The 23,401-nt window shown below is 65.2% G+C and carries 24 protein-coding genes; 17 read left to right on the top strand and 7 right to left on the bottom strand.

Going from position 1 to position 23,401, the window contains the following annotated elements; genetic code table 11:
- Positions 1 to 246 precede the first annotated feature (246 nt).
- The 7 genes from VGN72_04720 (at position 247) to VGN72_04690 (ending at position 9,575) form a co-directional block, all read left to right on the top strand.
- Positions 247 to 2,814 carry a carbohydrate-binding protein gene (locus VGN72_04720; GenBank protein ID HEV7298647.1) on the top strand — a complete coding sequence of 856 codons (2,568 nt, stop codon included), beginning with the start codon at positions 247 to 249 and terminating at the stop codon, positions 2,812 to 2,814.
- 341 nt (positions 2,815 to 3,155) lie between these two features.
- Positions 3,156 to 4,226 carry a 3-isopropylmalate dehydrogenase gene (locus VGN72_04715; GenBank protein ID HEV7298646.1) on the top strand — a complete coding sequence of 357 codons (1,071 nt, stop codon included), beginning with the start codon at positions 3,156 to 3,158 and terminating at the stop codon, positions 4,224 to 4,226.
- 120 nt (positions 4,227 to 4,346) lie between these two features.
- A complete protein-coding gene (locus VGN72_04710; protein ID HEV7298645.1) occupies positions 4,347 to 6,017 on the top strand; it encodes an ATPase, T2SS/T4P/T4SS family in 1,671 nt (556 codons plus the stop codon).
- 123 nt (positions 6,018 to 6,140) lie between these two features.
- Positions 6,141 to 7,442: a CvpA family protein gene (locus VGN72_04705; protein ID HEV7298644.1), complete on the top strand. Its 1,302-nt coding sequence runs from the start codon at positions 6,141 to 6,143 to the stop codon at positions 7,440 to 7,442.
- A 15-nt stretch (positions 7,443 to 7,457) separates the two neighbouring features.
- Positions 7,458 to 7,823 (top strand): hypothetical protein, encoded by a 366-nt coding sequence (locus tag VGN72_04700; GenBank protein ID HEV7298643.1) that lies wholly within the window; start codon positions 7,458 to 7,460, stop codon positions 7,821 to 7,823.
- 174 nt (positions 7,824 to 7,997) lie between these two features.
- Positions 7,998 to 8,798 carry a DUF1080 domain-containing protein gene (locus VGN72_04695; protein HEV7298642.1) on the top strand — a complete coding sequence of 267 codons (801 nt, stop codon included), beginning with the start codon at positions 7,998 to 8,000 and terminating at the stop codon, positions 8,796 to 8,798.
- A gap of 264 nt (positions 8,799 to 9,062) precedes the next feature.
- Positions 9,063 to 9,575: an RsbRD N-terminal domain-containing protein gene (locus VGN72_04690; protein ID HEV7298641.1), complete on the top strand. Its 513-nt coding sequence runs from the start codon at positions 9,063 to 9,065 to the stop codon at positions 9,573 to 9,575.
- Between the two features lie 35 nt (positions 9,576 to 9,610).
- Here VGN72_04690 and VGN72_04685 read toward each other — a convergent pair whose 3' ends face one another.
- Positions 9,611 to 10,396, bottom strand: a complete 786-nt coding sequence (locus VGN72_04685) for a nuclease-related domain-containing protein (GenBank protein ID HEV7298640.1) — start codon at positions 10,394 to 10,396, stop codon at positions 9,611 to 9,613.
- Positions 10,397 to 10,556: 160 nt separating this feature from the next.
- Between VGN72_04685 and VGN72_04680 the strand changes: the two genes are divergently transcribed.
- The 3 genes from VGN72_04680 (at position 10,557) to VGN72_04670 (ending at position 12,658) form a co-directional block, all read left to right on the top strand.
- Positions 10,557 to 10,934, top strand: coding sequence for a type IIL restriction-modification enzyme MmeI (locus VGN72_04680; GenBank protein ID HEV7298639.1), 378 nt, complete (start codon positions 10,557 to 10,559; stop codon positions 10,932 to 10,934).
- Positions 10,935 to 10,975: 41 nt separating this feature from the next.
- Entirely contained in the window at positions 10,976 to 11,509 is a 534-nt protein-coding gene (locus VGN72_04675) for a hypothetical protein (GenBank protein ID HEV7298638.1), read from the top strand.
- A gap of 273 nt (positions 11,510 to 11,782) precedes the next feature.
- Positions 11,783 to 12,658, top strand: a complete 876-nt coding sequence (locus tag VGN72_04670; GenBank protein ID HEV7298637.1) for a hypothetical protein — start codon at positions 11,783 to 11,785, stop codon at positions 12,656 to 12,658.
- A 44-nt stretch (positions 12,659 to 12,702) separates the two neighbouring features.
- Here the strand turns inward: VGN72_04670 and VGN72_04665 are convergent, their stop codons facing one another.
- Positions 12,703 to 13,293, bottom strand: coding sequence for a hypothetical protein (locus VGN72_04665; protein HEV7298636.1), 591 nt, complete (start codon positions 13,291 to 13,293; stop codon positions 12,703 to 12,705).
- Between the two features lie 490 nt (positions 13,294 to 13,783).
- Here VGN72_04665 and VGN72_04660 point away from each other — a divergent pair, with 490 nt between their 5' ends.
- Complete coding sequence (locus VGN72_04660) at positions 13,784 to 14,287, top strand: hypothetical protein (GenBank protein ID HEV7298635.1); 504 nt, start codon at positions 13,784 to 13,786, stop codon at positions 14,285 to 14,287.
- A 58-nt stretch (positions 14,288 to 14,345) separates the two neighbouring features.
- On the opposite strand, the gene VGN72_04655 is transcribed toward VGN72_04660, so the two are convergent.
- Complete coding sequence (locus tag VGN72_04655) at positions 14,346 to 14,894, bottom strand: hypothetical protein (GenBank protein HEV7298634.1); 549 nt, start codon at positions 14,892 to 14,894, stop codon at positions 14,346 to 14,348.
- Between the two features lie 315 nt (positions 14,895 to 15,209).
- Between VGN72_04655 and VGN72_04650 the strand changes: the two genes are divergently transcribed.
- Entirely contained in the window at positions 15,210 to 15,917 is a 708-nt protein-coding gene (locus tag VGN72_04650) for a hypothetical protein (protein ID HEV7298633.1), read from the top strand.
- A 188-nt stretch (positions 15,918 to 16,105) separates the two neighbouring features.
- On the opposite strand, the gene VGN72_04645 is transcribed toward VGN72_04650, so the two are convergent.
- From VGN72_04645 to VGN72_04630, 4 genes are all read right to left on the bottom strand, one after another.
- Positions 16,106 to 16,684 carry a PEP-CTERM sorting domain-containing protein gene (locus tag VGN72_04645; protein HEV7298632.1) on the bottom strand — a complete coding sequence of 193 codons (579 nt, stop codon included), beginning with the start codon at positions 16,682 to 16,684 and terminating at the stop codon, positions 16,106 to 16,108.
- 153 nt (positions 16,685 to 16,837) lie between these two features.
- A complete protein-coding gene (locus VGN72_04640) occupies positions 16,838 to 17,704 on the bottom strand; it encodes a PEP-CTERM sorting domain-containing protein (GenBank protein HEV7298631.1) in 867 nt (288 codons plus the stop codon).
- Positions 17,705 to 17,800: 96 nt separating this feature from the next.
- Positions 17,801 to 18,343, bottom strand: a complete 543-nt coding sequence (locus VGN72_04635; protein ID HEV7298630.1) for a PEP-CTERM sorting domain-containing protein — start codon at positions 18,341 to 18,343, stop codon at positions 17,801 to 17,803.
- Between the two features lie 51 nt (positions 18,344 to 18,394).
- On the bottom strand, positions 18,395 to 18,964 hold the full coding sequence (locus VGN72_04630; protein HEV7298629.1) for a PEP-CTERM sorting domain-containing protein: 570 nt from the start codon (positions 18,962 to 18,964) through the stop codon (positions 18,395 to 18,397).
- Between the two features lie 157 nt (positions 18,965 to 19,121).
- On the opposite strand from VGN72_04630, the gene VGN72_04625 reads away from it, so the two are divergent.
- The 5 genes from VGN72_04625 to VGN72_04605 all read left to right on the top strand — a co-directional run bounded on the left by VGN72_04625 (position 19,122) and on the right by VGN72_04605 (position 23,366).
- The gene (locus VGN72_04625) at positions 19,122 to 20,222 is read left to right on the top strand and encodes a GNAT family N-acetyltransferase (protein ID HEV7298628.1); all 1,101 of its coding nucleotides are present in this window, start codon (positions 19,122 to 19,124) and stop codon (positions 20,220 to 20,222) included.
- 144 nt (positions 20,223 to 20,366) lie between these two features.
- The gene (locus VGN72_04620) at positions 20,367 to 21,395 is read left to right on the top strand and encodes a ketose-bisphosphate aldolase (protein ID HEV7298627.1); all 1,029 of its coding nucleotides are present in this window, start codon (positions 20,367 to 20,369) and stop codon (positions 21,393 to 21,395) included.
- A 261-nt stretch (positions 21,396 to 21,656) separates the two neighbouring features.
- Positions 21,657 to 22,121, top strand: a complete 465-nt coding sequence (locus VGN72_04615) for a DUF6036 family nucleotidyltransferase (protein HEV7298626.1) — start codon at positions 21,657 to 21,659, stop codon at positions 22,119 to 22,121.
- The gene (locus VGN72_04610; GenBank protein HEV7298625.1) at positions 22,118 to 22,588 is read left to right on the top strand and encodes a hypothetical protein; all 471 of its coding nucleotides are present in this window, start codon (positions 22,118 to 22,120) and stop codon (positions 22,586 to 22,588) included. Before VGN72_04615 ends, VGN72_04610 begins: the two co-directional genes overlap by 4 nt.
- A complete protein-coding gene (locus tag VGN72_04605) occupies positions 22,581 to 23,366 on the top strand; it encodes an SDR family oxidoreductase (GenBank protein HEV7298624.1) in 786 nt (261 codons plus the stop codon). Before VGN72_04610 ends, VGN72_04605 begins: the two co-directional genes overlap by 8 nt.
- The last annotated feature ends 35 nt before the right edge of the window (positions 23,367 to 23,401 follow it).

The following is a 23,401-nucleotide window of genomic DNA, read 5'->3' as shown; positions in this document are numbered from 1 at the left end:
CCACGCGCTACGCCGGCGCGCAATGCGAAACGCTCGGCCGTGCGGTCGTAACTCGTTCGGTGCCAATTAGAGGTAGCGGTCGGTTCATCCGTTGACGCGGCGGTCGTTGCAGCGGTACCGTGGTGCAAGTGAATCGGCCGCAGGCGTTTGGGTGACGCTGGCAAACTGGCGGTTTACGTTCTAAGGGGCCCGACTCCGCAACTGATGGTGTTCTGGAAGTCCTACGCCAAAGCAAGGAATGCTGCTATGCGCCTTCACAACCGCAAAATCCGTCGCACTTCATCTTCCGTTCGCCGGCTTACGCTGATCGAACAGTTGGAGGCACGCACGCTCCTGTCAGCGTCCGCTCTCGACACAGAGTTCAGCGGCGACGGCATCGCGCCGGCAATCGCGAACGCCCAATTTACTGCGACGGTTGTCCGGGCCGATGGCAAGATTATTGCGGTCGGGCACACGACCAGCGGCGACCGCGACATGATCGTCGCCCGCTACAACGTCAACGGCACGCTCGACACGTCGTTCAGCGGCGACGGGCTGGCATACGTCGACCTGCGTGACGACGACTACGCGACCGCCGTCGCGCTCACGCCCCAAGGCAAGATCGTGGTCGGTGGGTACACGACCTCCACGTTCGACGTCGGCACCGACTTCGCCATCGCCCGCCTGAACGCCAACGGCACGCTCGACGGATCGTTCAGTGGCGACGGGAAGGTTGCATGGCACGTCGGCACGACCGACGACCGCGTGAACGACATCGCAATACAGGACGATGGAGCGGTGCTGCTCGTCGGCACGTCGACGCCGAACGTCTTTGACACTCGCGAGTCCCGCATCGTCGTCGCGCGCCTGACGGCCACAGGAGACCAAGACACCACCTTTGGTGGCTTCGGCAGCGGGTTATACCGTGCAGACGCCGGTGGCCATGGCCTCACGGGGTCCTCGATCGACATCCTTCCGACCGGTAGGCTTGTTGTCGCTGGCACGGCCCACGCGGGGCAGACCCCCCATGGACCATACGAGCGTTTCTATCTCTTGGCGTTGAATGAGAACGGTACGCGCGCCACCGACGTCTTCACGTCCAACCTTTATGACTGGGCCGACTACGGAACTTATTCATATGGTGGCCACGGTACGGTAGTAAGCGGGGCAACGCTGCACGATTTGGTCGTGCTGCCGAATGGCAACGTCGCGGCGGTTGGCGCCGTGTCGCGGTGGAGCAGCGAGTACGGGACATACATCCCCTTTAACGGCCTCCTACTTCTGGACACCGCCGGTGGTGTGCTGAAGGCGCGCACAGCGGGTCTTGGCGTGGTAAACGAGGAAACCCGCGCGGGAACCGGTGTCGCTTATTCCGATGGGTCGCTGTACGTGACGGGTTCACTGTCGTACGGCCCACGTTACCTGGCACGGTATGACGCTTCCGATCTGACGCCCGACGTCACGTTTGCCCCAGATGCATTGACGCCTGGTATGCGTCGTTACACAGTCCAGTACAACGGCGAAGTGGCGCCACCGCGTAACGGCCTGGCCGTGGATCAGGCCGGCCGTATCGTGGTGGTCAGTGGGGACCAGTACTTTAAGTCGATGACCGAGGTGCAGCAGACGGTGTTGTTCCGAGTCGTCGGCGACCCCGTCGATAACAGCCAGTCCCCCGTCACGCTTCAGGCCGAGTCGGCTTTCCTAACCGGCGGCACGGGCGTCGCTTCGCAGCATTCAGGCTACAACGGCACCGGCTACGCCGACTTTGGGGGGCAGGGCTCTGCCGTCACGTTTACGTTCAACCGCGAATCGCCCGCCTTGGTTACACTGTTGTTCCGCTTTGCTAACGGAAGCACGGGCCCACGGCCGATGGCGATCTACGTCAACGGTGAGCAGGTGAACCTGCTCCAGTTCTCGCCACAGGGCGGGTGGGGCGATTGGGGTACCGTTAATGCGGGCGGTTACCTCGTCGAGGGCGCCAACACCATCCAGATCGTGGCAACCACGGCTGCCGGTGGCGCGAACCTCGACCAGATGACGATCGTCCCGGTCGTTCCCACGACGACGCTGGAGGCCGAGGCTGCGAGGTTCTACTACGGTACACTGCTGGGCAACAACCACGCCGGCTACACCGGCAGCGGGTTCGCCGACTTCAATACTCGATCGCGAGTCCAGTTCCGGGTCAACCGCATCGCCGACGGGCCCGTTGTCATTACCTTCCGCTACGCCAACGGAAGCGCCATCGACCGACCCCTTACCATCGACAGTAGCAGCGGCACTACCACGACGCTCGCGTTTCCACCAACCGGCTCGTGGTCGACCTGGCGCACCGTGTCGGTCACCGTCCCAATGATTCGGTCCGTGAATTCGTTAAACCTGTGGGCCGATAGCGCGGGTGGCCCGAACCTTGACTCGTTGACGATTGGCGACACGAAAGTAGTGCAACTGGAGGATGTGAGGCTGATCGGCGTAACGCAGCAGTCGAGCAACGGCGGCTACACCGGTAGCGGTTACGCGGACCTCGGCACCGCCGGATCGTACGTCGAATTGCCCATCGACCGCGCGGCCGGCGGCGCGACCACGGTGCAGCTTCGGTACGCCAACGGCAGCACGAGCGGTCGGCCGTTGAGGGTGGCCGTGAATGGAGCGGTTACCCACGCCAACCTCACTATGCCCAACACTGGCTCCTGGTCGTCCTGGGGCATCATGACGCTCACGCTCGATTTGACGGCGGGCGCCAACGTCGTCCGCTTGATCAACAACACCAATGAGGGGGTCAACCTCGACTCGCTGACGGTCATCTCCGGATCGGCGAACATGGCGACCCATCGTTGAACGGTGGGGGCGCTCGAAAGAAGTACTTATGCCCTCACGTGCGACGGGAACGCGCCGAGTTTTGGCGCCCGCGTCGCACGTGAGTGCTGCGGCACGACCGCATTGCAACCAAGGTTGTACTGGTCTCGAAAGTAGCCGCTCTACCCGACTGTAGCGCCGTCGAGCCAATCGTTCAGGCATAGCACGCTCCCACCGAAGCCCCCGCCCGACTCGGCGTTACCCGATCCCATTGCTCGCAAAGTTATTTTTAATGCCAGATCGGGAGCAGCGGCCGCCACGATTGCATCGCCGACCGCCCGTCGCTATCGTCCCCAATCCCTCAAACAACGAAGGATTGGCATATGAAGATCGCGGTGATGCCCGGTGACGGCGTGGGTAAGGAAGTGGTTCCGGAAGGGCTGAAGGTCCTGAAGACGGCGGCCAAGAAGTTCGGGTTCACGTACACCACCACCGACTACCCCTTCGGGGCAGAGCATTACCTGAAGACGAAGATCACGCTGCCTGACTCGGCGCTAAAGGAACTGGCCGCCCACGATGCGATCCTGTTCGGCGCGGTGGGTGCCGACCCGCGGGGCAATGCGCAGATCCCGCAGGGGCTGATCGAGACGGACATCTTATTGAAGATGCGGTTCGAGCTCGATCAGTACATCAACCTGCGCCCCACGAAGCTGCTGCCGAGCGTGCCGACGCCGTTGGCGAACGTGAAGCCGGGCGACATTGATATGGTGATCGTCCGGGAGAACACGGAAGGGCTGTACTGCCAGAACGGCGGCTTCCTCTACAAGAATACGAAGCACGAGGTCGCCAATCAGATCGAGGTGACGACGCGGCACGGCGTGGAGCGTGCCATTCGCTACGCGTTCGAGTACGCCAAGCAGTTCAGCCGCAAGAAGGTGACGCTGGTCGCCAAGACGAACGTGCTGCGGTTTGCACACAACCTGTGGCAGCGCGCGTTCGACGAGGTGGCGAGCGAGTACGCGGACATCAAGACGGAATACCATCACGTCGATGCCTGCACGATGTACATGGTGACCAAGCCGCAGACGTACGACGTGATCGTGACGACGAACATGTTCGGCGACATCATCACCGACCTTGGCGCGGCCATTCAGGGTGGCATGGGCATGGCGGCCAGCGGCAACCTGAACCCCACCAAGCAGACCGCCAGCATGTTCGAGCCCGTGCACGGCAGCGCGCCCGACATCGCGGGCAAGGGGTACGCCAACCCGATCGCGACGTTCCTGAGCGTCGCGATGATGCTGGACTTCCTGGGCCAACCCAAAGCGGCCGAGGCGATCAACACCGCGTGCCGCGAGGTGATCACCGACAAGGCCAACCACACCCGCGACCTCGGCGGCACCGCCGGCACGCAGGCCGTTGGCGACGCGGTGGTCGCCCGGCTGGAAAGCTGATCCGAGCCTGATCCAGCTGGTGTGACCCTGTCGCCACCAAGGTCGTGGCTATACCGCCTTGCGGATCGCGGGTAGAATTGATGCTCTACCGCCAGGCGGGCGGTGATGTTAGGAGACCGAATGCTGCAATTGTCTCTCGTGGCTGCGGTGGAAACAGGCGGTTACATCAGCCTGATCAAGGTCGTGCCGTTCCTGATCGTCATCGTGGTCTGGGCCAAACTGCTCACCTGGGCCGATAAAGACGCGGTTTACGCCCACCTGCCGCGTGAACAGATTAATGCGGGCTTGCTCGGCGGCATGGTGGTGGGGGCCGCCGCGTTCTTCCTGATCCCGTTCGGGTTCATTGTTTCCTTCCTGGCGCTGCTGCTGTTCTTCGGCATCGATATCGGCGTCTACCTTTACATGCGCAATGCCAAGGTGGGCCTGAAGGACCTCAAGGGCGAAATGAAGGAGGCCTTCAGCTTCGGCAAGCCGAAGGAGAAGACGGTCACCGAGATCCCCGACCAGGTGTCGTTCCTGCAGGGCAATGGCTCGCCGCACGTGGCCCCCAAGGCCGAGGACCCGCTTCGCGCGACCTACGATCTGCTGCAGGCATCGCTCTCCGACCCGCTCCGCCGCAACGCCGAGATCGTCGAAGTGGTGCCGAACGGTGAGGGCGCCGTGGTCCGCTACATCGTGGACGGCGTGGGCTACCGTGCTCACGAGATGGACCGTAACAACGCCGCCGGTGTCATCGCGATGGCCAAGGGTTACGCGGCCATGGACACGAAGGACCGCCGCAAGCCGCAGAGCGGCAAGGTGAAGGTCGCCGTCAACGGCAAGAAGCACGACCTCGTCATCAACACGGCCGGCAGCAGCGCCGGTGAGACGATGCGCATCCGCGTCGATCAGAAGAAGCAACACGACTTCAAGCCCGACACGCTCGGTTTCACCGCACGGCAGCTCAAGCTTATCCGCGAGACGGCTGCCGAGGGCACCGGTGTCGTGCTGGTGGCCGCGCCGAAGGGGCAGGGCCTCACCAGCACGCTGTACGGCCTCATTCGAGCGCATGACGCGTTCGTAGAGCACATTCAGAGCGTCGAGCGCGAGCCGGACCAGGACTTGGAAGGCATCACGCAGAACGCCATGCCCGGCACGCCCCCGCCGGGCGAAGAGTCGCGAATGGTCGACTGGGTCGGCAGCCAGCAGCCGGAAGTGATGATGGTCTCGCCGCTGGAAGAGCCGAAGTCGGCCCAACTGCTGGTCGAGTTCGCCAAGGAACATCGCGCCTACGTCGGTCTGCGAGCCAATGGCGTCACCGAGGCGTTGCAGATGTGGCGCAAGCTCGTCGGCAACGACAAGGCCGCCTACTCGCAGCTGCGCATGGTGATCACCGGGCGCGTCGTGCGCAAGCTCTGCAACGCCTGCAAGGTCGCCTACAGCCCCGACCCGGCGACCCTGCGTAAGCTGAACATGGACCCCGAAAAGGTCACGCAGCTGTTCCAGGCCCGATCGCAGCCCATGCGCAACGAGAAGGGCGAGGTCGTGCCCTGCACCTACTGCAACGAGCTGCGCTTCGCCGGGCGCGTGGGCGTGTTCGAGGTGCTGAACGTGGACGACGACGTGCGTGCCGCGCTGTTGGCCGACTCGGGCAGCCAACTAAAGGCGGCGTTCCGCAAGCAGAAGGGGCGCTACCTGCAGGAGGCCGCGCTGGAGGTCGTCGAGCGCGGGGACACGAGCGTGCAGGAAGTGCTCCGCGTGTTGCGCGGGCCCGACGCCAAGGCCAAGGGTTCGTCGCCCGAAGCTGCATAGCGTCCGAGCCGGAACACATAGCCCCGGGCTTGCCCGGGGTTTCGCTCGAACGTCTGACGAAGAAGCCTGGAGAAACCCGGGGCTCTTCCAATCGATTCCGACGCCTGATAACGGAAGTCGCTTATGATCTTCAGCCTTCTCATGATTTTGTTGGTGTTCGTGGTGGTGTACTTCCACTACCTGCAGGGGTTCTTCAGCGCGACGCTCAGCGCGATCTTCGTGGTCGTCGCGGCCGCGATTGCGATCGGGTGGCACGAGACCGTGATCGTGGCGATGCTGAAGGGCAAGTACGCCGACCAGGCGACCGCCATGGTGACCTGCGTGCTGTTCGCGACCGTCTACATCGTGCTGCGCCTGATCAGCGACCGCATGGTGCCGGGCAACCTGCGCCTGCCGGTGATGGCCGAGAAGCTGGGCGGGGCGGCTATGGGCCTGGTGGCCGGTCTGGTCTCCGTGGGCCTGTTCGCGTTCGCGGCCCAGTCTCTGCCGTTCGGCCCGGCGCTGTTCGGCTACAGCCGGATGCCGCTGACGCCCGAGCGCTACGTGATCGCGCCGCCGGCGGCGGGGCGGTCGCAGCAGCGTGACGCGCACGTCTTCGACGAGTTGCAGGCGCCCAATATGAACGCGCCGCAGTCGGGCATGCTGCTGCCCGCCGACGACCTGGCGATCGGCCTCGTGTCGCACCTGAGCAACGGCGCCCTCTCCACGTCCAATCCCCTGTCGGCCAGCCACCCGGATTGGCTGCTCGAACTGTTCGGCCAGCGGTTGGGCGTTGAGGTCGGCGGCCGGCGGACCGCGCTCAACATCGCCGGTGAACAGCAGGTGCAGGTCGGCGACGCGCTGGCGCTGCTGCCGCAGGTCGCGCAGCGCGATGGCGAGTTCAAGGGCATGCGCAACCTGAACCTTGAGGCCCGCCGACGCCCCGGGCCCGGCCAGGGCCTGCTGGTTGTGCCGACGCGCTTCACCAACAACGCCGCCGACGGCGCCGATCGCCTCGTGCGGTTCAGCCCCGGCTCCGTCCGCCTCGTTGCCAACGGCCGCAACTACTTCCCGATCGGCACGCTCGACTCGTCGGGCACGCTCATCGTCAACCAACCCGACGACTTCCTGTTCGCCAGCGTCGCGCAGTCCGACGCCACCGTCGCGTTCGTGTTCGAAGTGGAACTGTCCGACGTGGTGGCCGGCGACAAGGTCGCCACCGACGTCTTCCTCGAAGCCAAGCGTTTCGCCCGCGTCGACCTGACCGATCGCCCCGTGCAGGAACGCGGCAGCGTCGCCGTGCAGGACGGCGTGATGCGCAAGCCCGGCGCCGACGGCGCCGCGGGCGCCACCGCAACCCCCGCCACGCCCGCAACCCCCACGCCCGCGCCGCCGGCCGAGGCCGCGCCCGCCGATCAGGGGCGCGACGTCATGCCGGTGCCCTAAGCCGCGGAGCATCCCATGACCGATTCGCCGACCGACTCGCTCGCCCCGGCCATTGCCCTCGTCCGCGACCTCATGTTCGTCGGCCGCCTGACGGCCGAGGCCCGGGCGGCCGCGGTGCCGCTCACCGTCGTCCGCGACCCCGCCAAGCTCGCTGCGTCGCCCGCGATCGCGCCGCTGCTCATCGTCGACCTCAACCTTGAGGGTGCCCTCGATGCCGCCGCCGCCTGGCTCGCGGCCGACCCCGCCGCTCGACAGGTCGTCGGCTTCGTTGCTCACACCGATGCCGCCATTATCGCCCGTGCCCGCGCCGCCGGCCTGTCGCGCGTCATGGCCCGCAGCGCCTTCGTCGTGGCCCTTCCTGCGTTGTTGACGCACTCCTGACCGGCGCAGTGCATCGGCTTCCTCGCCCCCGCGTCAGCCGCTCTCGGCCCGATTCGGATTACGCCCGTTGACGCCGCGCCGCCGGCGCGGAAGATCACGGCCACGCCATTGCCTTTGGCCCAACGTTGCCGGAGCGCAAGTGGCGCAACCTTGTCGAACGGAACCCCGACGCCCATGGACGCCAAAACCCTGCACGCCCACACCGATACCCCCGCCTTCCCCGGCACCGACTGGCAGGTCCACGGCGCCCAGCGGCCGATCCCGCCCGTCGTCACCCCCGGCGACGCCAGCACGCAGGACAGCGTCGGCCGCGCGCCCGGCGATGCCATCGTGCTCTTCGACGGCTCCGAACAATCGCTGCGGGCCAACTGGCGCTCGATGAAGGATGATGGCGGCGGCCCCGTCCCGTGGACGCTCGCCGACGGCGTGCTCGAGGTTGTCCCCCACGCCGGCAACATCGGCACGCAACGGTCCTTCGGCGACGGCCAGTACCACATCGAGTGGACCGCCCCCACGATCGTGAAGGGCCAGAGCCAGGGCCGCGGCAACTCGGGCGTCTTCCTGCTGGGCAAGTACGAGGTGCAGGTGCTCGACTGCTACGACAACCCCACCTACGCCGACGGCGTCGCCGGTGGCGTCTACGGGCAGATCCCACCGCTGGCCAACGTCATGCGCCCGCCCACCCAGTGGAACACCTACGACATCGCCTGGAACGGCCCCGTCTTCGACGGCGACCGCCTCGTGCGCCCCGCGCGGCTCACGTTGCTGTTCAACGGCGTCTACGTCCACCACGCCGTCGAACTCCTCGGCCAGACCGGCTTCCGCAACCTGCCCGCCTACAAGCCCCACGCCCCCACGGGCCCGCTGGTGCTGCAGGACCACCAGGACCTCGTCCGCTACCGCAGCGTGTGGTACCGCCCCTTGGGCCGCTACGACGCCGGCCGCCCCGAAAGCCCCGTCCGCTCGGCGCTGTAGGGTGCCCCCGCGCCGCTCCCCCGCGCCCTCCAACTCGCCCGCGCCGCGGGCGGTGGGGCGTCCGCCTGCCCGCACGCGTCGGCCACGTTAACGGTTCCTGTTACCTCCGCCGCAACGCGGGCAACCGCCCACGCCGGTGGGGGCGCGACGTCCGCTTTGGTCTTGGAGTCGCAGCCGGGTATAGTGGCGTCCGGTTGGGGGTAGATCGTCGGTCAATCACCCCGCCCGCCGTTGCTCGTCCCGCCTGAGACAAGGTACGCCGTCATGCGCCTGGCCGACGTTATCCTCGACAACGTCGAGCCCATCCTGAACCAGTGGGAGGCCTTCGCCCAGGACATCTGGCCCGGCGGGCACACCGTCGATGCCCCCATGCTGCGCGACCACGCCGCCGACATCCTCCACGCCACCGCCCACGACATGCGCGCCGCCCAGACCGACCTCCAGCGCGCCGACAAGTCCAAGGGCAACGTTCGGTCCGACCGCACCAGCGACCGCGTTGACGCCGCCTCCGACGACCACGGCATCGGCCGCGCCAAGTCCGGCTTCCACCAGATGGCCATGGTCTCCGAGTACCGCGCGCTGCGCGCCAGCGTCGTGCAGCTGTGGCGCGACAGCAAGCCCGACCCGGACCTCCTCGACCTCGACGACCTCACCCGCTTCCACGAGTCCATCGACCAGTCGCTCACCGAGGCCATCCGCAGCTACTCCGACTCCGTCCACCGCGCGCGTGACGGCACCACCTTCACCGTCCGCCTCCCCCGCGCCCACGCCACCTGATCGCCCACCCGCCCGCTCACCATCACCTTCCCGATCTACCCCACCCGCGCCGCCGCCGCCGCATCCGGCCGCCGGTGCGCCTCTGCGGCGTTGGCTTGGATCATCTCCATCGCCTTCACCAGCCGCTTCACGAGATCGGCCCCCAGCTTCGTGCTGGGCTTCTCCGGGGCGATGCGGTCGATCATGTCCTCTGCGTTCACCACCCACACCTGCCCGCCGAACGCGTCGTTCTCCGTCCACCCCAACGGCAGCGCGAGCACCGACTGAATCCACGGCACATCCTTGCCCATGATCGCGTCGAGCCGGTCGCGCAGGTTCATCGTCTGTCGCTGCACCTGATGCGCGAAGTCGCAGTTCTTTCCGTTGTGCAGCAACCCCAGCGCCGTCCCGGTAAACAGCCCGCGCCGCGACTTCGTCGAGATGCAGAACACGCCCCCGGGCCCGACGACGACGTGGTCGTTATCGCTGCCCGACTCCAGCTTCACGCCGTTGAAGATGTGCCACTCGTTCGGCAGATCTTCCAACAGCCACGCGACCAACCCTTCCGCCTGCCCGCCGCGCAGGTATCGAAGGCGTTCCTTCGACCACCTGTCGATGGATCGGTCTGCGTGCCGCATGACCCAACTCACGCCGGCGACTAGAAGGACGACCGCCGGCAGGCCCCACAACTGCAGCCCCTCTCGCTGGAAGTACCCCACGATGAACCCGACGCCCGCCATCGCCGTCGCCCCGACGATGAACAACAACAGCCCGATCCGCCGCTGCCGCTTGATGGCCTCGCGCTTCCCGTACTGTCCCGCCTTTTCGTGCCGATGTGCCATATCGGCCTAGTTCTAGCTTTTCCGCGCCGCCCGTGCCACCTTCCCCGCAGGGGTTGGACATCCCCCGGCCGCTCTGCGAAACTCAACCGCACTCATCGCCATCGCCGCGCTTCCGGGCAAGGGGCGGGCGGGCGTCGCAACGCACCCCGGGGACCGCTTCATGCACGAATCGCGCACCGCCAAGCTACAGGACTTCGTCGACTGGTCCGCCAAGCACATCACCGGCGACGAACGGGGCCAGGCCCAGATCTTCCTCGACCGCCTCTTCCAGGCCTTCGGCCAGCAGGGCTCCCTCGACGTCGGCGGCTCGCCCGAGATGCGCATAAGGAAGGCCAAGGAGGACGGCGGCGGCACCGCGTTCGCCGACTACGTCTGGAAGCCCGTCGTCCTCATCGAGATGAAGAAGCGCGGCGTCGACCTCACCAAGGTCTACCGCCACCGTCGCCGCCCGCGAACAGGCCGGCCAACCCGTCACCGCCCCCGACGTGCCCCCAACGTACGGCGACCCGGCCAAGCTGGTGTCCGACGACTGCATTAGGCCATGAACAACTACCGTCCGCCTGAAAAAGGAGACCTGCGATGTCGGAATCGATCACACGCTATCTCGAGCCGCGCGAAGACCGGAAGAACAAACTCCGCGTTCGGCCACGTCTCGTGTGGCGCGTCATCGCGATAGCGATCTTGGTCGGCGTCGTCTGCACGGCGATCCCGGCCCTGCGCACGCCGGAATGGGTATTTGGCTGGCTGGCAGTCGTCGGCGCGGTCGCTGCGTTCTTCTTCAACCAGCACGCGACAGAGACCGTTCATTTCATCGAGCTGTTCGAGAAGTTCAACGACCGATACGACAGGATGAACGAGGAACTGCGCGCGATCAGCCAAAAGCGCGATACGTTGACGGGCAGGGACCGAGCCAAGGTCGTCGACTATTTCAACCTGTGCGCCGAGGAATTCCTGTTCTTCGACGCCGGCTACATCGACGAACGCGTCTGGAACGCGTGGCGGGCGGGCATGGCCTCCTACGGAAGATCCGCCGCGATCAGGGAAGTCTGGGAGCAGGAACGCGTGGACGGTTCGTACTACGGGTTCGAGTTCCCCGTCTCTCGGGACGGGTGAAAGCGACTGGTGACGGCGTGCCAAGAATTGTGATGGAACCGATTCGGTCGGCGACCGCAACGGGTAATGCGTTACCCGCGACGCGCCGCACCATATGAAAGGGGACGGATCATGCGATGCAATGAGTTCGCTTGTGCAGTCTCGATCTTTGTCGCGGTCGCATCGTGCTGTAAGCCATCGCCACGGGAGTTTGACGGACGCGTCGATGCGCCACGAGGGGACGAGGCGTTGGTCGCGTGGGAACAGCGGCATCGCGAGAATGACGCCGAAGGAATGCAACAGATACTGCAGGACCGGCTTGAACTGATCCGGTGCGCCTTGACGGATGCGGAGCGCGAAAAGCTGCGGACGTTGTCTATTTCATTGAACCCGTTCGGAACGCAGAAGTTCTTCGCAGTCACAAGGCCGCCCGACAGTCAAGGCAAGCAGGCGATCGTCATCTCTGCGGAGACGATCCGTTCGATCGGCAAGGTGGCGCTGGCCGCGGAGTTCGCGACGACCATCGCCGACGTGAAGTGGCTGAACGACTATCTGTTTTACATGCGATCGCGCGAGAACGGCGAGGTGATCGTCAATCCCATGCTCGCCTCGGGTCTGATCTCATATCCCGGTGGATACGGGTCAGAGCCCGTCATCGCCGAGAGCGCTCGTCAGAAGCTCGAAGCCGTCGGCGGGCCGGTGCCCATCGCGAGAGCGGCGGCGTCGACGGCAGACAGCATGCTCGTATTCATCATCGCCCACGAGGTGGCGCACGTGCTGCATGGCACCGTGGAATCAACGCCCGAAGTTGAAACGCAAGCCGACGCCACCGCGCATGAGATTCTGCTGAAGGCGCGGGAGACGCCCATCGGCGCCCCAATGCTCTTCCTCTCGTGGATGCAGGTGATGCAAGGCAGCAACACCGACACGGAGGCAAATCCGACACACCCGCTGCATCATCAGCGGGCGCTCGCTTTCTCGGAATTCGAGCTGCAGCACCTGGCGGAATCCGCATTCGTTACTGAGGACGATCGCCGGCGTGCTGCTGATCTGTCCTTACGCGTTGCGAAGCTGGCGGAGACCGTCGCACGTGACCCGGCCGCGTTCGGTTACGAGATGAACGCCGCTGCAGCGGGCGTTACGCTCGATGGCCTTCGCCTGTTCCGTTGATCCACCGGCTGGGCCGGCCCGGCCCAGCCGGTGGACGTGTCGGGTTAAGGCTGAGCTGAGGCCGGCGCGGTCGCCGGCGTACCGGGGGCTGGCGATGCGTATCGCGTGGCGAGCGCCTGCTGGTTAAGGCTAGCGAACGTGCGCATCTTGGATTGCTGCAGGGTCTCGATCACTCCCGCGATCGCCTTCGCTTTCCTTCGGTCGTGCCAGGCCTGAATCTCATTGACCACTTCAACGGCAAACTTGACGATGGCACCCGTCGTGACCACAGACGCGGGGTCGACCCCCGCGCCCATCAGTTCCCGACCCTGAGCGTCCAGCTGTGTCAGTTCGGTGAAGGCCCGGGACGCCTCGTAATCTTCGACCGGCACGTCGACGACGCCCCTGATCCTGATGTCGCCGCTAAGACCCTCAAGGTAACCATTCGTTGTGGTCGAGGCGACGAGGTACGTGCTGGAGAATTGGTTGTACTGGGGATCGTTAGGCTGGTACCGCTCCTTGATCGCCACCGCATACGACTCGGCGCGTCCCGCATCTTCGAGGCACCGCCGAATCCCAGCCGTGTCCTTTACCGAGAACGTGCAGCCGGTGAGAACGAGACAGATGCTTAATGCAATACATGCGAAGCGCGACATGAGATTCTCCTGGAGGTGATTGGTTTCTTCAGGGGAGTACTGTACTCCCCCTGAGGCGATCGTACCCAGATGAGTACCGGAAGCGGATTATCCGCAAAGTTTTCGACAACCCGCGTAAATCCCCACTGACGTCGTATCGTTTGTCCACAGAGTCAGTAGACGAGCCAGGCGGAAGTGATCGGCGGAATGGCACGAGCCGCGAAAAGGGGACATCCAGAATATCCCGGGTCAGGTGTGTTCGACGGGCGAGTCGCTCGGCGGGATATTCTGGATGTCCCCTTTTCGCGGCTCCCATTTTCGCGGCCCCTGTCTGAGAACACCCGGCGTGTTATGCACTTTCCAGCTCAGAAACTGGCTTGGGTGCCACGGTTTGGTACTCCAAGCCGTGCCGGTACGCGCAGACACGGCTTGGAGTACCAAACCGTGGCACCCGGCTGGTGTCGGAGGACTGCATCAAGCCATAGATTATGATCCGTTAGGAGGAGGAATCGTGTCGGACACCATCATTGCTGCGATCATCGGTGCTGGCGCAACGTTCGGCGCCGTGTACGTGGCATATCGGCTTTCGAAACGTGATACGCACGCGCCGCCGATCAATCCCCCGCAAACCCAAATGCCACGGACGGTAAGGCCGCTCGATCCGACCCGTGTAGCGCGACAGCAACCCTCTGCGCCATCGGTAATGTTACACACGGCGCCCGATGATGCGCCGATGCCGCTCGATCTCTCGCGCGTGGTACGGAATCCACTTCTCGCGTCGCGGATCGCCGATGCGTTGGCTTCAGCGGATCAGACGGCCCGCCTTGGCGGGATTACGATTGGGCTGCCATCTCGACCGCGCGCGCTGATCTATGTTGGACCGTGCCCGGTCGGTCTGGACCGGACCGTTCGTGACATTGCGAAGGACGCGGGATTTCAAGTCTCGAGCGTGCGAGACCTGAAAGGCCTCGGCGGTGTCGCCACCGCAACGGCGACTGAACCGCGCGGCTACTAGAGATCTCTTCGAGCGCCGTCGCATTTACGCGATGAGGCAGGAAATCGGAATTGTCTATCTAGAGCGTGTTATGCACTTTGGGGGCCAGTAACGCAGGCGTGACGACGCTGGGTGCCACGGTTTGGTACTCCAAGCCGTGTCTGCGCGTACCGGCACGGCTTGGCGTACCAAACCGTGGCACCCAAGCCAGTCTCTGAGCTGGAAAGTGCATAACACGCTCTAGAGCCGGGAAGCCGTACGGGCGCGGCGCGCACTCGTACCGGCGCGCCGCGAACTCGTACGGGCGCGCTGCGAACCCGTACGGGCGCGCTGCGAACTCGTACGGGCGCGCCGCGAACTCGTACGGGCGCGCCGCGAACTCGTACGGGCGCGCCGCGAACCCGTACGGGCGCGCCGCGAACTCGTACGGGCGCGGCGCGAACCCGTACGGGCGCGCCGCGAACCCGTACGGGCGCGGCGCGAACCCGTACGGGCGCGCTGCGAACTCGTACGGGCGCGCTGCGAACTCGTACGGGCGCGTCACGAACTCGTACGGGTGCGCTGCGTACTCGTACGGGCGCGGCACGAACTCGTACGGGCGCGCTGCGTACTCGTACGGGCGCGGCACGAACTCGTACGTTTTAATGACGCGAACGGACGGTTTAAAGGCGTCGATTTGAGGGGCTTGGGTGTAGCAGTGCGGGGGGCGGGCCTTTATCTGACCCGCTGCGACGGGCGGGAGAAGGGGGCCGGACGTGCGGAGTGGTGAGCGGACGGCGGGGAAGAAGTGGGACTTCGAAGACGATTGTAGTAAATAAAATCATTTTCCTGAATGTGCGTAAAGCGACCGAGCGGTGCGGCCGATCTTTCATGCAATGCGAGCGGCGTCGGAACGGTTTCTGACGGGTACGGCCCCGTTGACAGTTACCCTAGGAGGTGGCCCATGGCCGTCCCACTGTTGCAGTCGCCCCTCGTCGCCTGGACGACGAACTTCTACGCCCGCGCGACCGCGGATGCGGCGAAGTACAATCTCTCGGTCGCACAACTCAGCGCGTACACGACCGTGCACGAGGCCTACCTCGCGGCCGCGGCCGCGCTGACGGCGTCGGACGCCTCCAGCACGCGGTCGAAGGCGCTTCGCGAGGCTCGCGACGCAGCGCGTGACGCCCTCTTGCCGCTGGCGCGGGAATACTACAAGCTGATCCTCGCCAGCACGTCGATCAGCGACGCCGACAAGACGCTGATCGGCGTCCACGTGCCCAAGCGCCCCACGTCGGTGACCGCGCCGACGAGCCAGGCCAAGATGGACATCGAGGCGGTCGTCGGCCGCACGGTCAAGGGCCGGATCCATCGCGACGACGGCGAGTCGAAGCGCGGCAAACCGACCAACGTGATCGGCGCCAAGGTCTATTCCTACGTGGGATCGTCCTACCCCTCGGACCCCGCGCTGTGGGCCTACCAGGGCGACTTCACCAAGGGCGACTTCACCGTCACGTTCGACGCGACCGTGCCGGCCGGCGCTCAGGTATGGCTTGCATGTTCGTGGTACACGAGGACCGCGCTCACGGGGCCGATATCGATGCCCGTGACGACGTTCCTGCAGTTCGCCGGCGTCGCAGCGCAGGCCAAGCCGATGACGATCGCGGCGTGAGCGATCGCCGATTGCCGAACGGCGGCCGAGTTGTGTGGGCCGCCGTCGGTGGTCGGTGGATTGGGCGGGCGGGTGCCACGGTGCGCTACGGCGCGTCGTGCGGGAGTCGCAGCGGTGGCTCGGCACGGCGCGGCGCAGCGGATCGTGGCACCCGGCTCGCCCCGGGTTGGACCGTTGGCGTGGATCGCTTACGCCCGGCGCGTCGCCCTGCGGCGCAAGAGCGCCGCGCCGGCGAGGGCGAAGAGGCCGAGCGACGCGGGTTCGGGGACGGCGGCGACGGTGAGGGAGAAGGTGTAGTTGGCGGTGCCGTCGCCGCCGAAGTCGAGGCCGCTCATCAGGTAGGAGTCGGCGGGCAGCGTGTTGGCGGCGAAGTCGGTGACGCCGGGCGAGGTGGCGATGACGAACTCCTGAAAGACGCCGATGCCGTCGAGCACCATCCAGCTGCCGTCCTCGATGTCGCCCGTGGCGTCGGTGACGACCAGTTGCCCGCTGAGCACCGTGAGGCCGGCGGGGACGATGAACACGAAGGAGTCGAAGTCGTAGGACGGCGTCGTGCCGAAGGTGCCGTTGATCGTGTTGAGGCCGACGTCGAGCGTGAGGACCGGCGCGTCGGTGTTGCCGGCGTAGTCCTGCGGCAGATCGCCGCTGACCTGCTCGAAGTAATGGACCGGCGCGGCGACGGCCGACGCGGCGGACAGCGAGGTGACGGCGACGGTGGCTGGGACGCAGAGCGACCCCAGGACGGAGGCGGCGAACAACGGCTTCATGATAATGATCCCCAGAACGGCGTAAGCGGACCTGCTCAACTTGCGGGAACTGCCCATGAAGCGTAACGGCGCGGCGAACCGAATCAAGCAGGCAGCGGCGAATGGATGGAGCGCCGCGATGACGCCGGATAAGTGCGGCAAGATGGGACGATTCTATGCCTTGCGTGCGATCGATCTGCGACGCCCGAGCAAGGCCACGCCGCCGAGCGAGAGCAGGGCGAGGGACGTGGGCTCGGGGACGGCGGTGACGCCGGTGACGTCGGTGTAGGCGGTGGCGGCGTTGCCGTTGCCGTCGCTGATGCGGATGTTGTCGACGTTGCCGGCGCCGGTGTTGCCGCCGTCGAAGCGGGAGGCGACGACGCCGATGTGCGAGAAGGTGTCCAGGGCGTTGACGGACGCGTTGTTGTAGACGGGCGTGTAGGCGTCGATGTTCGGGTTGGCGATCAGGTCGGGGTTGACCCAAAGGGTGACCGCATCGGCCCCGCCACTGCCGGCGATCGTGATGCGGCCGACCACCAGGGCGGTCGAGTTGACCGTGGCCACGTTGGCGGCGCTACCGGCGGTGCCGGCGCCGAACTGGTACTGCAGCGTGCTGCCGGACAGGTAGGCGTAGAACGTGCCGGGGTCGTTGAAGGGCGTCGGGGTGGGCGCGTTGATCGACAGGCCGGCCTGGGAAGCGGACGCCTCGGCCCGGGCGAGGAACGAGAACCAGACCGTGCCGGTGGGTGAGACGGCGATCGTGCGGTAGTTCTGACGAAGGCCGGAGCTGTTCTCGCTGCGGGCCCGCCGGGCGTTGCCGGCCTGCGGGCGGTTGTAGAGCGTGGAGGTCAGGTCGTTGGCGACGACCGAGCCGCCGGCGCTGCCGGTCCAGTTCCCGCTGAGCCCCGTGCCGCCACCCTTGTTGTTCAGGGTGCCGATGGTGAGGTCGTTGAAGTCGGCGACGATCATCGCGGCGCTGGTGGCCTCGGCTGACAGAAGGATCGACGCACTGGCCACGGCACAAAGGAACGTACGAGTCATCGAGTTAGCCTTCCGTTTCAACGCCAGGGAGATGAACGACCACGCTTGCAAGGGCAAGTTTAATTCGCAGTAGTTCGATGTCAATTCAATTCGCGGCTAAACCCCGGCGCGCCTGCGGGCCATCAACGCGACGCCCGCCAGGGAGAGCAAGGCGAGGGAGGTGGGTTCGGGGACGGCGGCGGTTTGGCGGGCGTCGAAGCTGAAGGTGAAGTTGGCGCTGCCGTAGCCGGTGAGAAACTGTTGGTACATCGTGTAGCGGCCGGCGGACAGGGTGGTGGTGGCGAAGTTGGTGGAGCCGGGCGAGGGCGCTTCGATGAACTCGCGGATCGAGGCGTCGTCGGCGGGGCCGTCGTAGAGCAGCCAGGTGGTGCTGGTGAGGTTGTTACTGGTATCGGCGAGCAGCACGTTGCCGCTGATCACTTCGAGGCCGGCGGGGACGATGATGCCGAAGGCGTCGTAGTCGGACGTGTCGGAGCCGAACTGGCCGGCGACGGTGTTCAGGCCGACGTCGAGCGTGAAGGTGGTGGCATACAAGAACGAGTCGGGCAAGTCGCCGTCGATCGATTCGACGTACGAGATGGGCGCGGCCAGGACCGGCGCAGCGGACAGCAACGTGGCGAGGACGAACGAGCGGATCATGTGTGGGCCTTTCAGATCGGACAACGACGAGCGGCGGACGACCGACAAACCTTACGCGATCGAACGCGTGCGACGCAACACGGCGAGGCCGGCGAGGGAGAGCAGGCCGAGCGAGGCGGGTTCGGGGACGGCGGTGGTGGGTTGGTGGACGTCGAAGATGAAGGTGTAGTTGGCGGTGCCGTTGCCGTCGTAGAAGCGGTGGGACATCGTGTACGAACCGGCGGGCAGCGTGGCGGCGGCGAAGGGGGTGAAGCCGGGCGAGGTGGCGAGGACGACCTCGAGCTGGGGCGTGAAGTCGCCGATGCCGGCGTCGATCGACCAGGCGGTGTCGAGGATGTCGCCGGTGGCGTCGGTCAGCAGCAGCTTGCCGCTGAGGACTTCCAGGCCGGCCGGGACGATGAAGCCGAAGGCGTCGAAGTCGCCGCCGTCGGTTTCGCCGAAGGTGCCGTTGACGGTGTTCAGGCCGACGTCGAGCGTGAAGGTGGCGGTGGAGACGTCGTTGCCGGGCAAATCGCCGCTGACCTGCTCGAAGTAGGTGATGGGCGCGGCGACCGCCGACGCGGCGGACAGCGACGTGACGACTGCGACGGCGGCAAGCGGAACGAAGCGGTGGCTGGGCATGGCGGTTTTCTCCCGGGTAAACGCGTCAGACGATCTCCAGTCGATCGACGCGGTGCCGACGGGGTCACCGTCGGCCCGGGCATCCTAGCATGAGGCCGGTTCGAAAGCGAAGCAACTGTACGTCAATTCCATAACGGACGAGCTTAGGAGCGCGGCGATGAACGAGACCCAATCCACTACGAACGTTCTGATGACAGCCGCGACGGCAACAACGGCGGCGGCGGCGACGCAGACGCTGTTGGCGGTGGAGCCACGGGTGAACATCACGGTGCGGGCGGGGACGCTGGCGGACGTGGGGTTCATGGATGCGATGCAGAAGCAGACGACCCAGCAGGTGGGGTGGATGCCGACGAAGCAGTTGGAGGGGAAGGTGAAGGCGGGGCACGTGTTGGTGGCAGAGGTGAACGAGCCGCGAGCGTTAGCGGCCGGTGCATCGGAATCCGTCGCTCACGCGTCCGGCTCGTTGGTGACGGGGACGCGCGTCGGCTATCTGATCGGGTGCGACCAGTACTTCAAGCGCGACGACGTGGGCATTATCTATCAGATGAACGTGTTGCCGGCGTATAGAAGGTCGCTCGTGGCTGCGTCGCTATTGAAGGCGCAGTTTGAGCGGAGCGCTTGGGGGTGCAAGCTGTACTGCTGTTGGTGCGCGCAGGACATCGAGGCCAACCGGTTCTGGGAGAGCATGGGGTTTGTGGCGTTGGCGTTTCGGACAGGGAGTGAGAAGAAGGCGCGGACGCATATCTTCTGGCAGAAGCGGATACGCCAGGACGACGAAGTAACGCCGTGGTGGTTTCCGAGTCAGACGACGGGCGGGGCGATACGGGAGGATCGGTTGGTGCTGCCGATTCCGCCGGGCGTGAACTGGCGGGACGAGATGCCGGTGCTGCTGCCGACGGCGCCGCGGTTGTTGACGGATGAACCGGCGAAGCGAAGGCCGGCGGTGCGGAAGGCGAAGGCGATCGCGCCGGTGCGGCTGGAGCAGCCGCGCAACGGGGTGGTGTTTGCGGTGCCGATGCCGGTCGACGTGACGGCGGTGACGACGACGGAACTAGCGAAGGTGGCGGAGCGGCCGACGCCGACGCCGAGGGTGAAGGTGAAGAACGACCCGCAGTTGGTGGCGGCGGCGCGGGAGCTGCGCGACCGGTGGCTGGACGAGGTGAACGCGGGGCGATATCAGCCGGCCATGAACGGGAAGTACGCGGTGAACCGGGCGATCGATGGCGGCGGGACGGTGAGGCCGTTGTTGGTGGCGTGAGCGGGGTAAGGCGCGACGACGGCGGGGGCGGTGGCGCGGGCGGTGGCGCGGGTGGGGGCGCGGGTGGGGGACATCGCGGGCGTTGAATCCATCGCGGGTTCCTCTACAATCAAAGGGGAAACACCACGAAAGGAAGCCCACACTATGCCGCTGATGACCACGAAGCCGATGTTCGACCTTGCCTACGACGGGGGATTCGCGATTGGCGCGTTCAACGTCAACAACATGGAGCTGGCGCAGTCGATCATTGAGGCCTGCGTGAAGGAAAGCTCGCCGTGCATCCTGCAGATCAGCAAGGGCGCGCGCAAGTACGCGAACATCCGATACCTGAAGGCCATCATCGACGCCGGCGTCGCCGAGAACCCGACGATCCCGATCGCGGTCCACTGCGACCACGGCGACACGATCGAGCTGATCCAGCAGTGCGTGAACGACGGCTACACGTCGGTGATGATCGACGGCAGCCACCACGAGTACGACCACAACGTGAAGCTGACGAGCGACGCCGTGAAGCTGGCCCACGCCGCCGGCGTGACCGTTGAGGCCGAGCTGGGCATGCTGGGCGGCATCGAGGAAGACGTGGTCGGTTTGGACGCGGAAGAATACGCCAAGAACATCGAGAAGTTCCTGACCGAGCCGACGCAGGCGAAGGACTTCTGGGAAAAGACCAAGTGCGACAGCCTCGCCGTCGCCATCGGCACGAGCCACGGCGCGTTCAAGTTCAAGCACGAGGCGGTGCTGGCGTTCGACCGGATCGAGCAGATCATGAAGACCTGCCCCGGCCTGCCGCTGGTGATGCACGGCAGCAGCAGCGTGCCGCAGGAGTTCATCGATTTGGTGAACAAGTACGGCGGCAGCATGCCCAACGCCAAGGGCGTGCCGGAGGACCAGATCGCCATGGCGGTGCAGAAGTACGGCGTGTGCAAGGTGAACATCGACACCGACCTGCGCCTGGCCATGACCGCCAAGATCAGGGAAGTCTTCGCCACCAAGGCCGCCGAGTTCGACCCGCGCAACTACCTGGGCCCCGCCCGCGAGGCGATCACGAAGATGGTCCAACGCAAGCTGCACATGCTCAACAGCGCCGGCAAGGCAGAGGCTGTGAACAAGCACTGGGAAAAGCTCGGCAAGCCCATGCCGGGGTACTACAGCAAGGGCGCGAAGGTGGCGTGAGTTCAGCGGCACTTTCGATTGATTTTGAGGGATCGCTTCCACGTATAATGCGGGAAGCGATCCCTTCGTGTTTCACAGCGTGTTCGACGGCTGCTAAGCGTGAGAAGGGTGCGATCATGGAAGCTGCGACCCCCAAGCGCCGCGATTGGCCAACGTGGTCCGGGAGCATGTCCGCTGCCGATGCCGAAGACGTCCGCCAATGGCAGACGTGCACACCGGTGGAACGGATGGTGGCGCTCGAGCGCATCAGAGCTTTGAACTATGGCTATGCAACCGAGGATATCGCTCGACCCAAACTTCAGAGAGTTTATCGAGTTGCTGAACTCCGAGGGGGTTGAGTACCTCTTGCTGGGCGGATACGCCGTGAACTACCACGGGTATCACCGGTTCACCGGCGACATCGATCTATGGATTGCAACAACGGCTGAAAACGCGCGACGTGTGGCCAGCGCGCTCGGCAAGTTCGGGTTCGCTGAGCCAGCCGCGGACCCCGACCGGTTCTTGGTGCCGGGCAAGGTTCACATGTTCGGGGTGCCTCCGGTTCGGATAGACCTGCTGACTGGTCCATCAGGTGTAACGTTTGGAGACTGCTTCCGTCGCCGGGTGGTCGATCTTCTCGACGGGACGCCGGTTTCGATCGTTAGTCTGGCAGACCTTCGTGCGAACAAGCTCGCGAGTGGCCGTGACAAAGACCAGTTGGACTTGAAAAAGCTCCCGGAATCATGAGTTGGCCAACGATTCTTTTCCTCTGCACCGGCAACTATTACCGCAGCCGGTTCGCCGAACACCTGTTCAATTATATAGCTCGCGAACGCGGTCTCCTTTTTCGTGCCGAATCGCGGGGCTTGGCGATTGAGCTGGCGGCTGGTTTGCCGGGGAACATTTCGGGTGACACCGTCAGGCGCTTGATCGAACTTGGCGTGGTATGTGACGCCGAGCATCGGTGTGGTATCGCCTGCACGGCCGACGACCTGTCGCGAGCGCATCTAGTGATCGCGCTGAAGGAGGGTGAGCATCGGCCGTTGTTGGTCGCGCGGCATCCCGGTTGGGAGAATCGGGTGACGTACTGGCACGTTCATGATCTGGACGCGGCCAAGCCTGATGAAGCACTGGCGGACATCGAACGGCTGGTGCAGCAGTTGGCCGACGAACTGCTCATCGCAGCCCGCAAGCAGGGGAATGAAATTGAATGATCGGAGAGACAGCTTCGCCTTAGTGACGGGCGCCTCCAGCGGTATCGGCCGCGACTTGGCGCGCCTGTTGGCAGCCGATGGGTATTCATTGGTGCTTGTGGCGCGGAATGAGGCGGCGCTGGAACTGATCGCAGCGGCGTTGCGGCAGTCGGGCGTCACGGTTCGCGTGATCGTCAAGGACCTGTCTGATCCAGCCAGCGCGCCGGATCTGGTCGCCGAACTCACCGACCGCGGCATTGCGATCGACATCCTGATTAATAACGCCGGCTTTGGCACGCACGGGCCCTTCGCGGACGCGGACGTTTCGCAGCAGATGGCGATGATACAGGTGAACATCGCCACGCTCACGCACCTCACACGGCTGCTGTTGCCCGGCATGATCAAGAGCGGTCGCGGGCGGATCATGAACGTGGCCTCGGTCGCCGGCTTTCTGCCGGGGCCGCTGATGGCGGTTTACTACGCGTCGAAGGCGTACGTGCTCAGCTTCAGCGAAGCCCTTTCGTCTGAGTTGCGGCACAAGGGCATCACCGTCACGGCCGTCTGCCCAGGACCGACCGGTACGGACTTCTTCAACCGCGCGAACGTCCGCAATTCGAAACTGACGACGATCAGCATGATGTCGTCCGAGCGCGTCGCTAAGATCGGCTACGATGCCATGATGGCCGGTCGGCGGTTGTCGGTCACCGGCTTGAACAACCGCCTGTTAACGGTCGCCACCCGATTGCTGCCGCGCGCCCTGGTGTTGAAGGCGGCCAAGCGCGTGAATTCGGCTCGTTAGTAGCCCCGCATCACCCGTGACCGGTTACCTCTCTC

Source organism: Tepidisphaeraceae bacterium (assembly GCA_035998445.1).
Taxonomy (GTDB): domain Bacteria; phylum Planctomycetota; class Phycisphaerae; order Tepidisphaerales; family Tepidisphaeraceae; genus DASYHQ01.
This window is presented reverse-complemented; position numbering and strand designations above follow the sequence as displayed.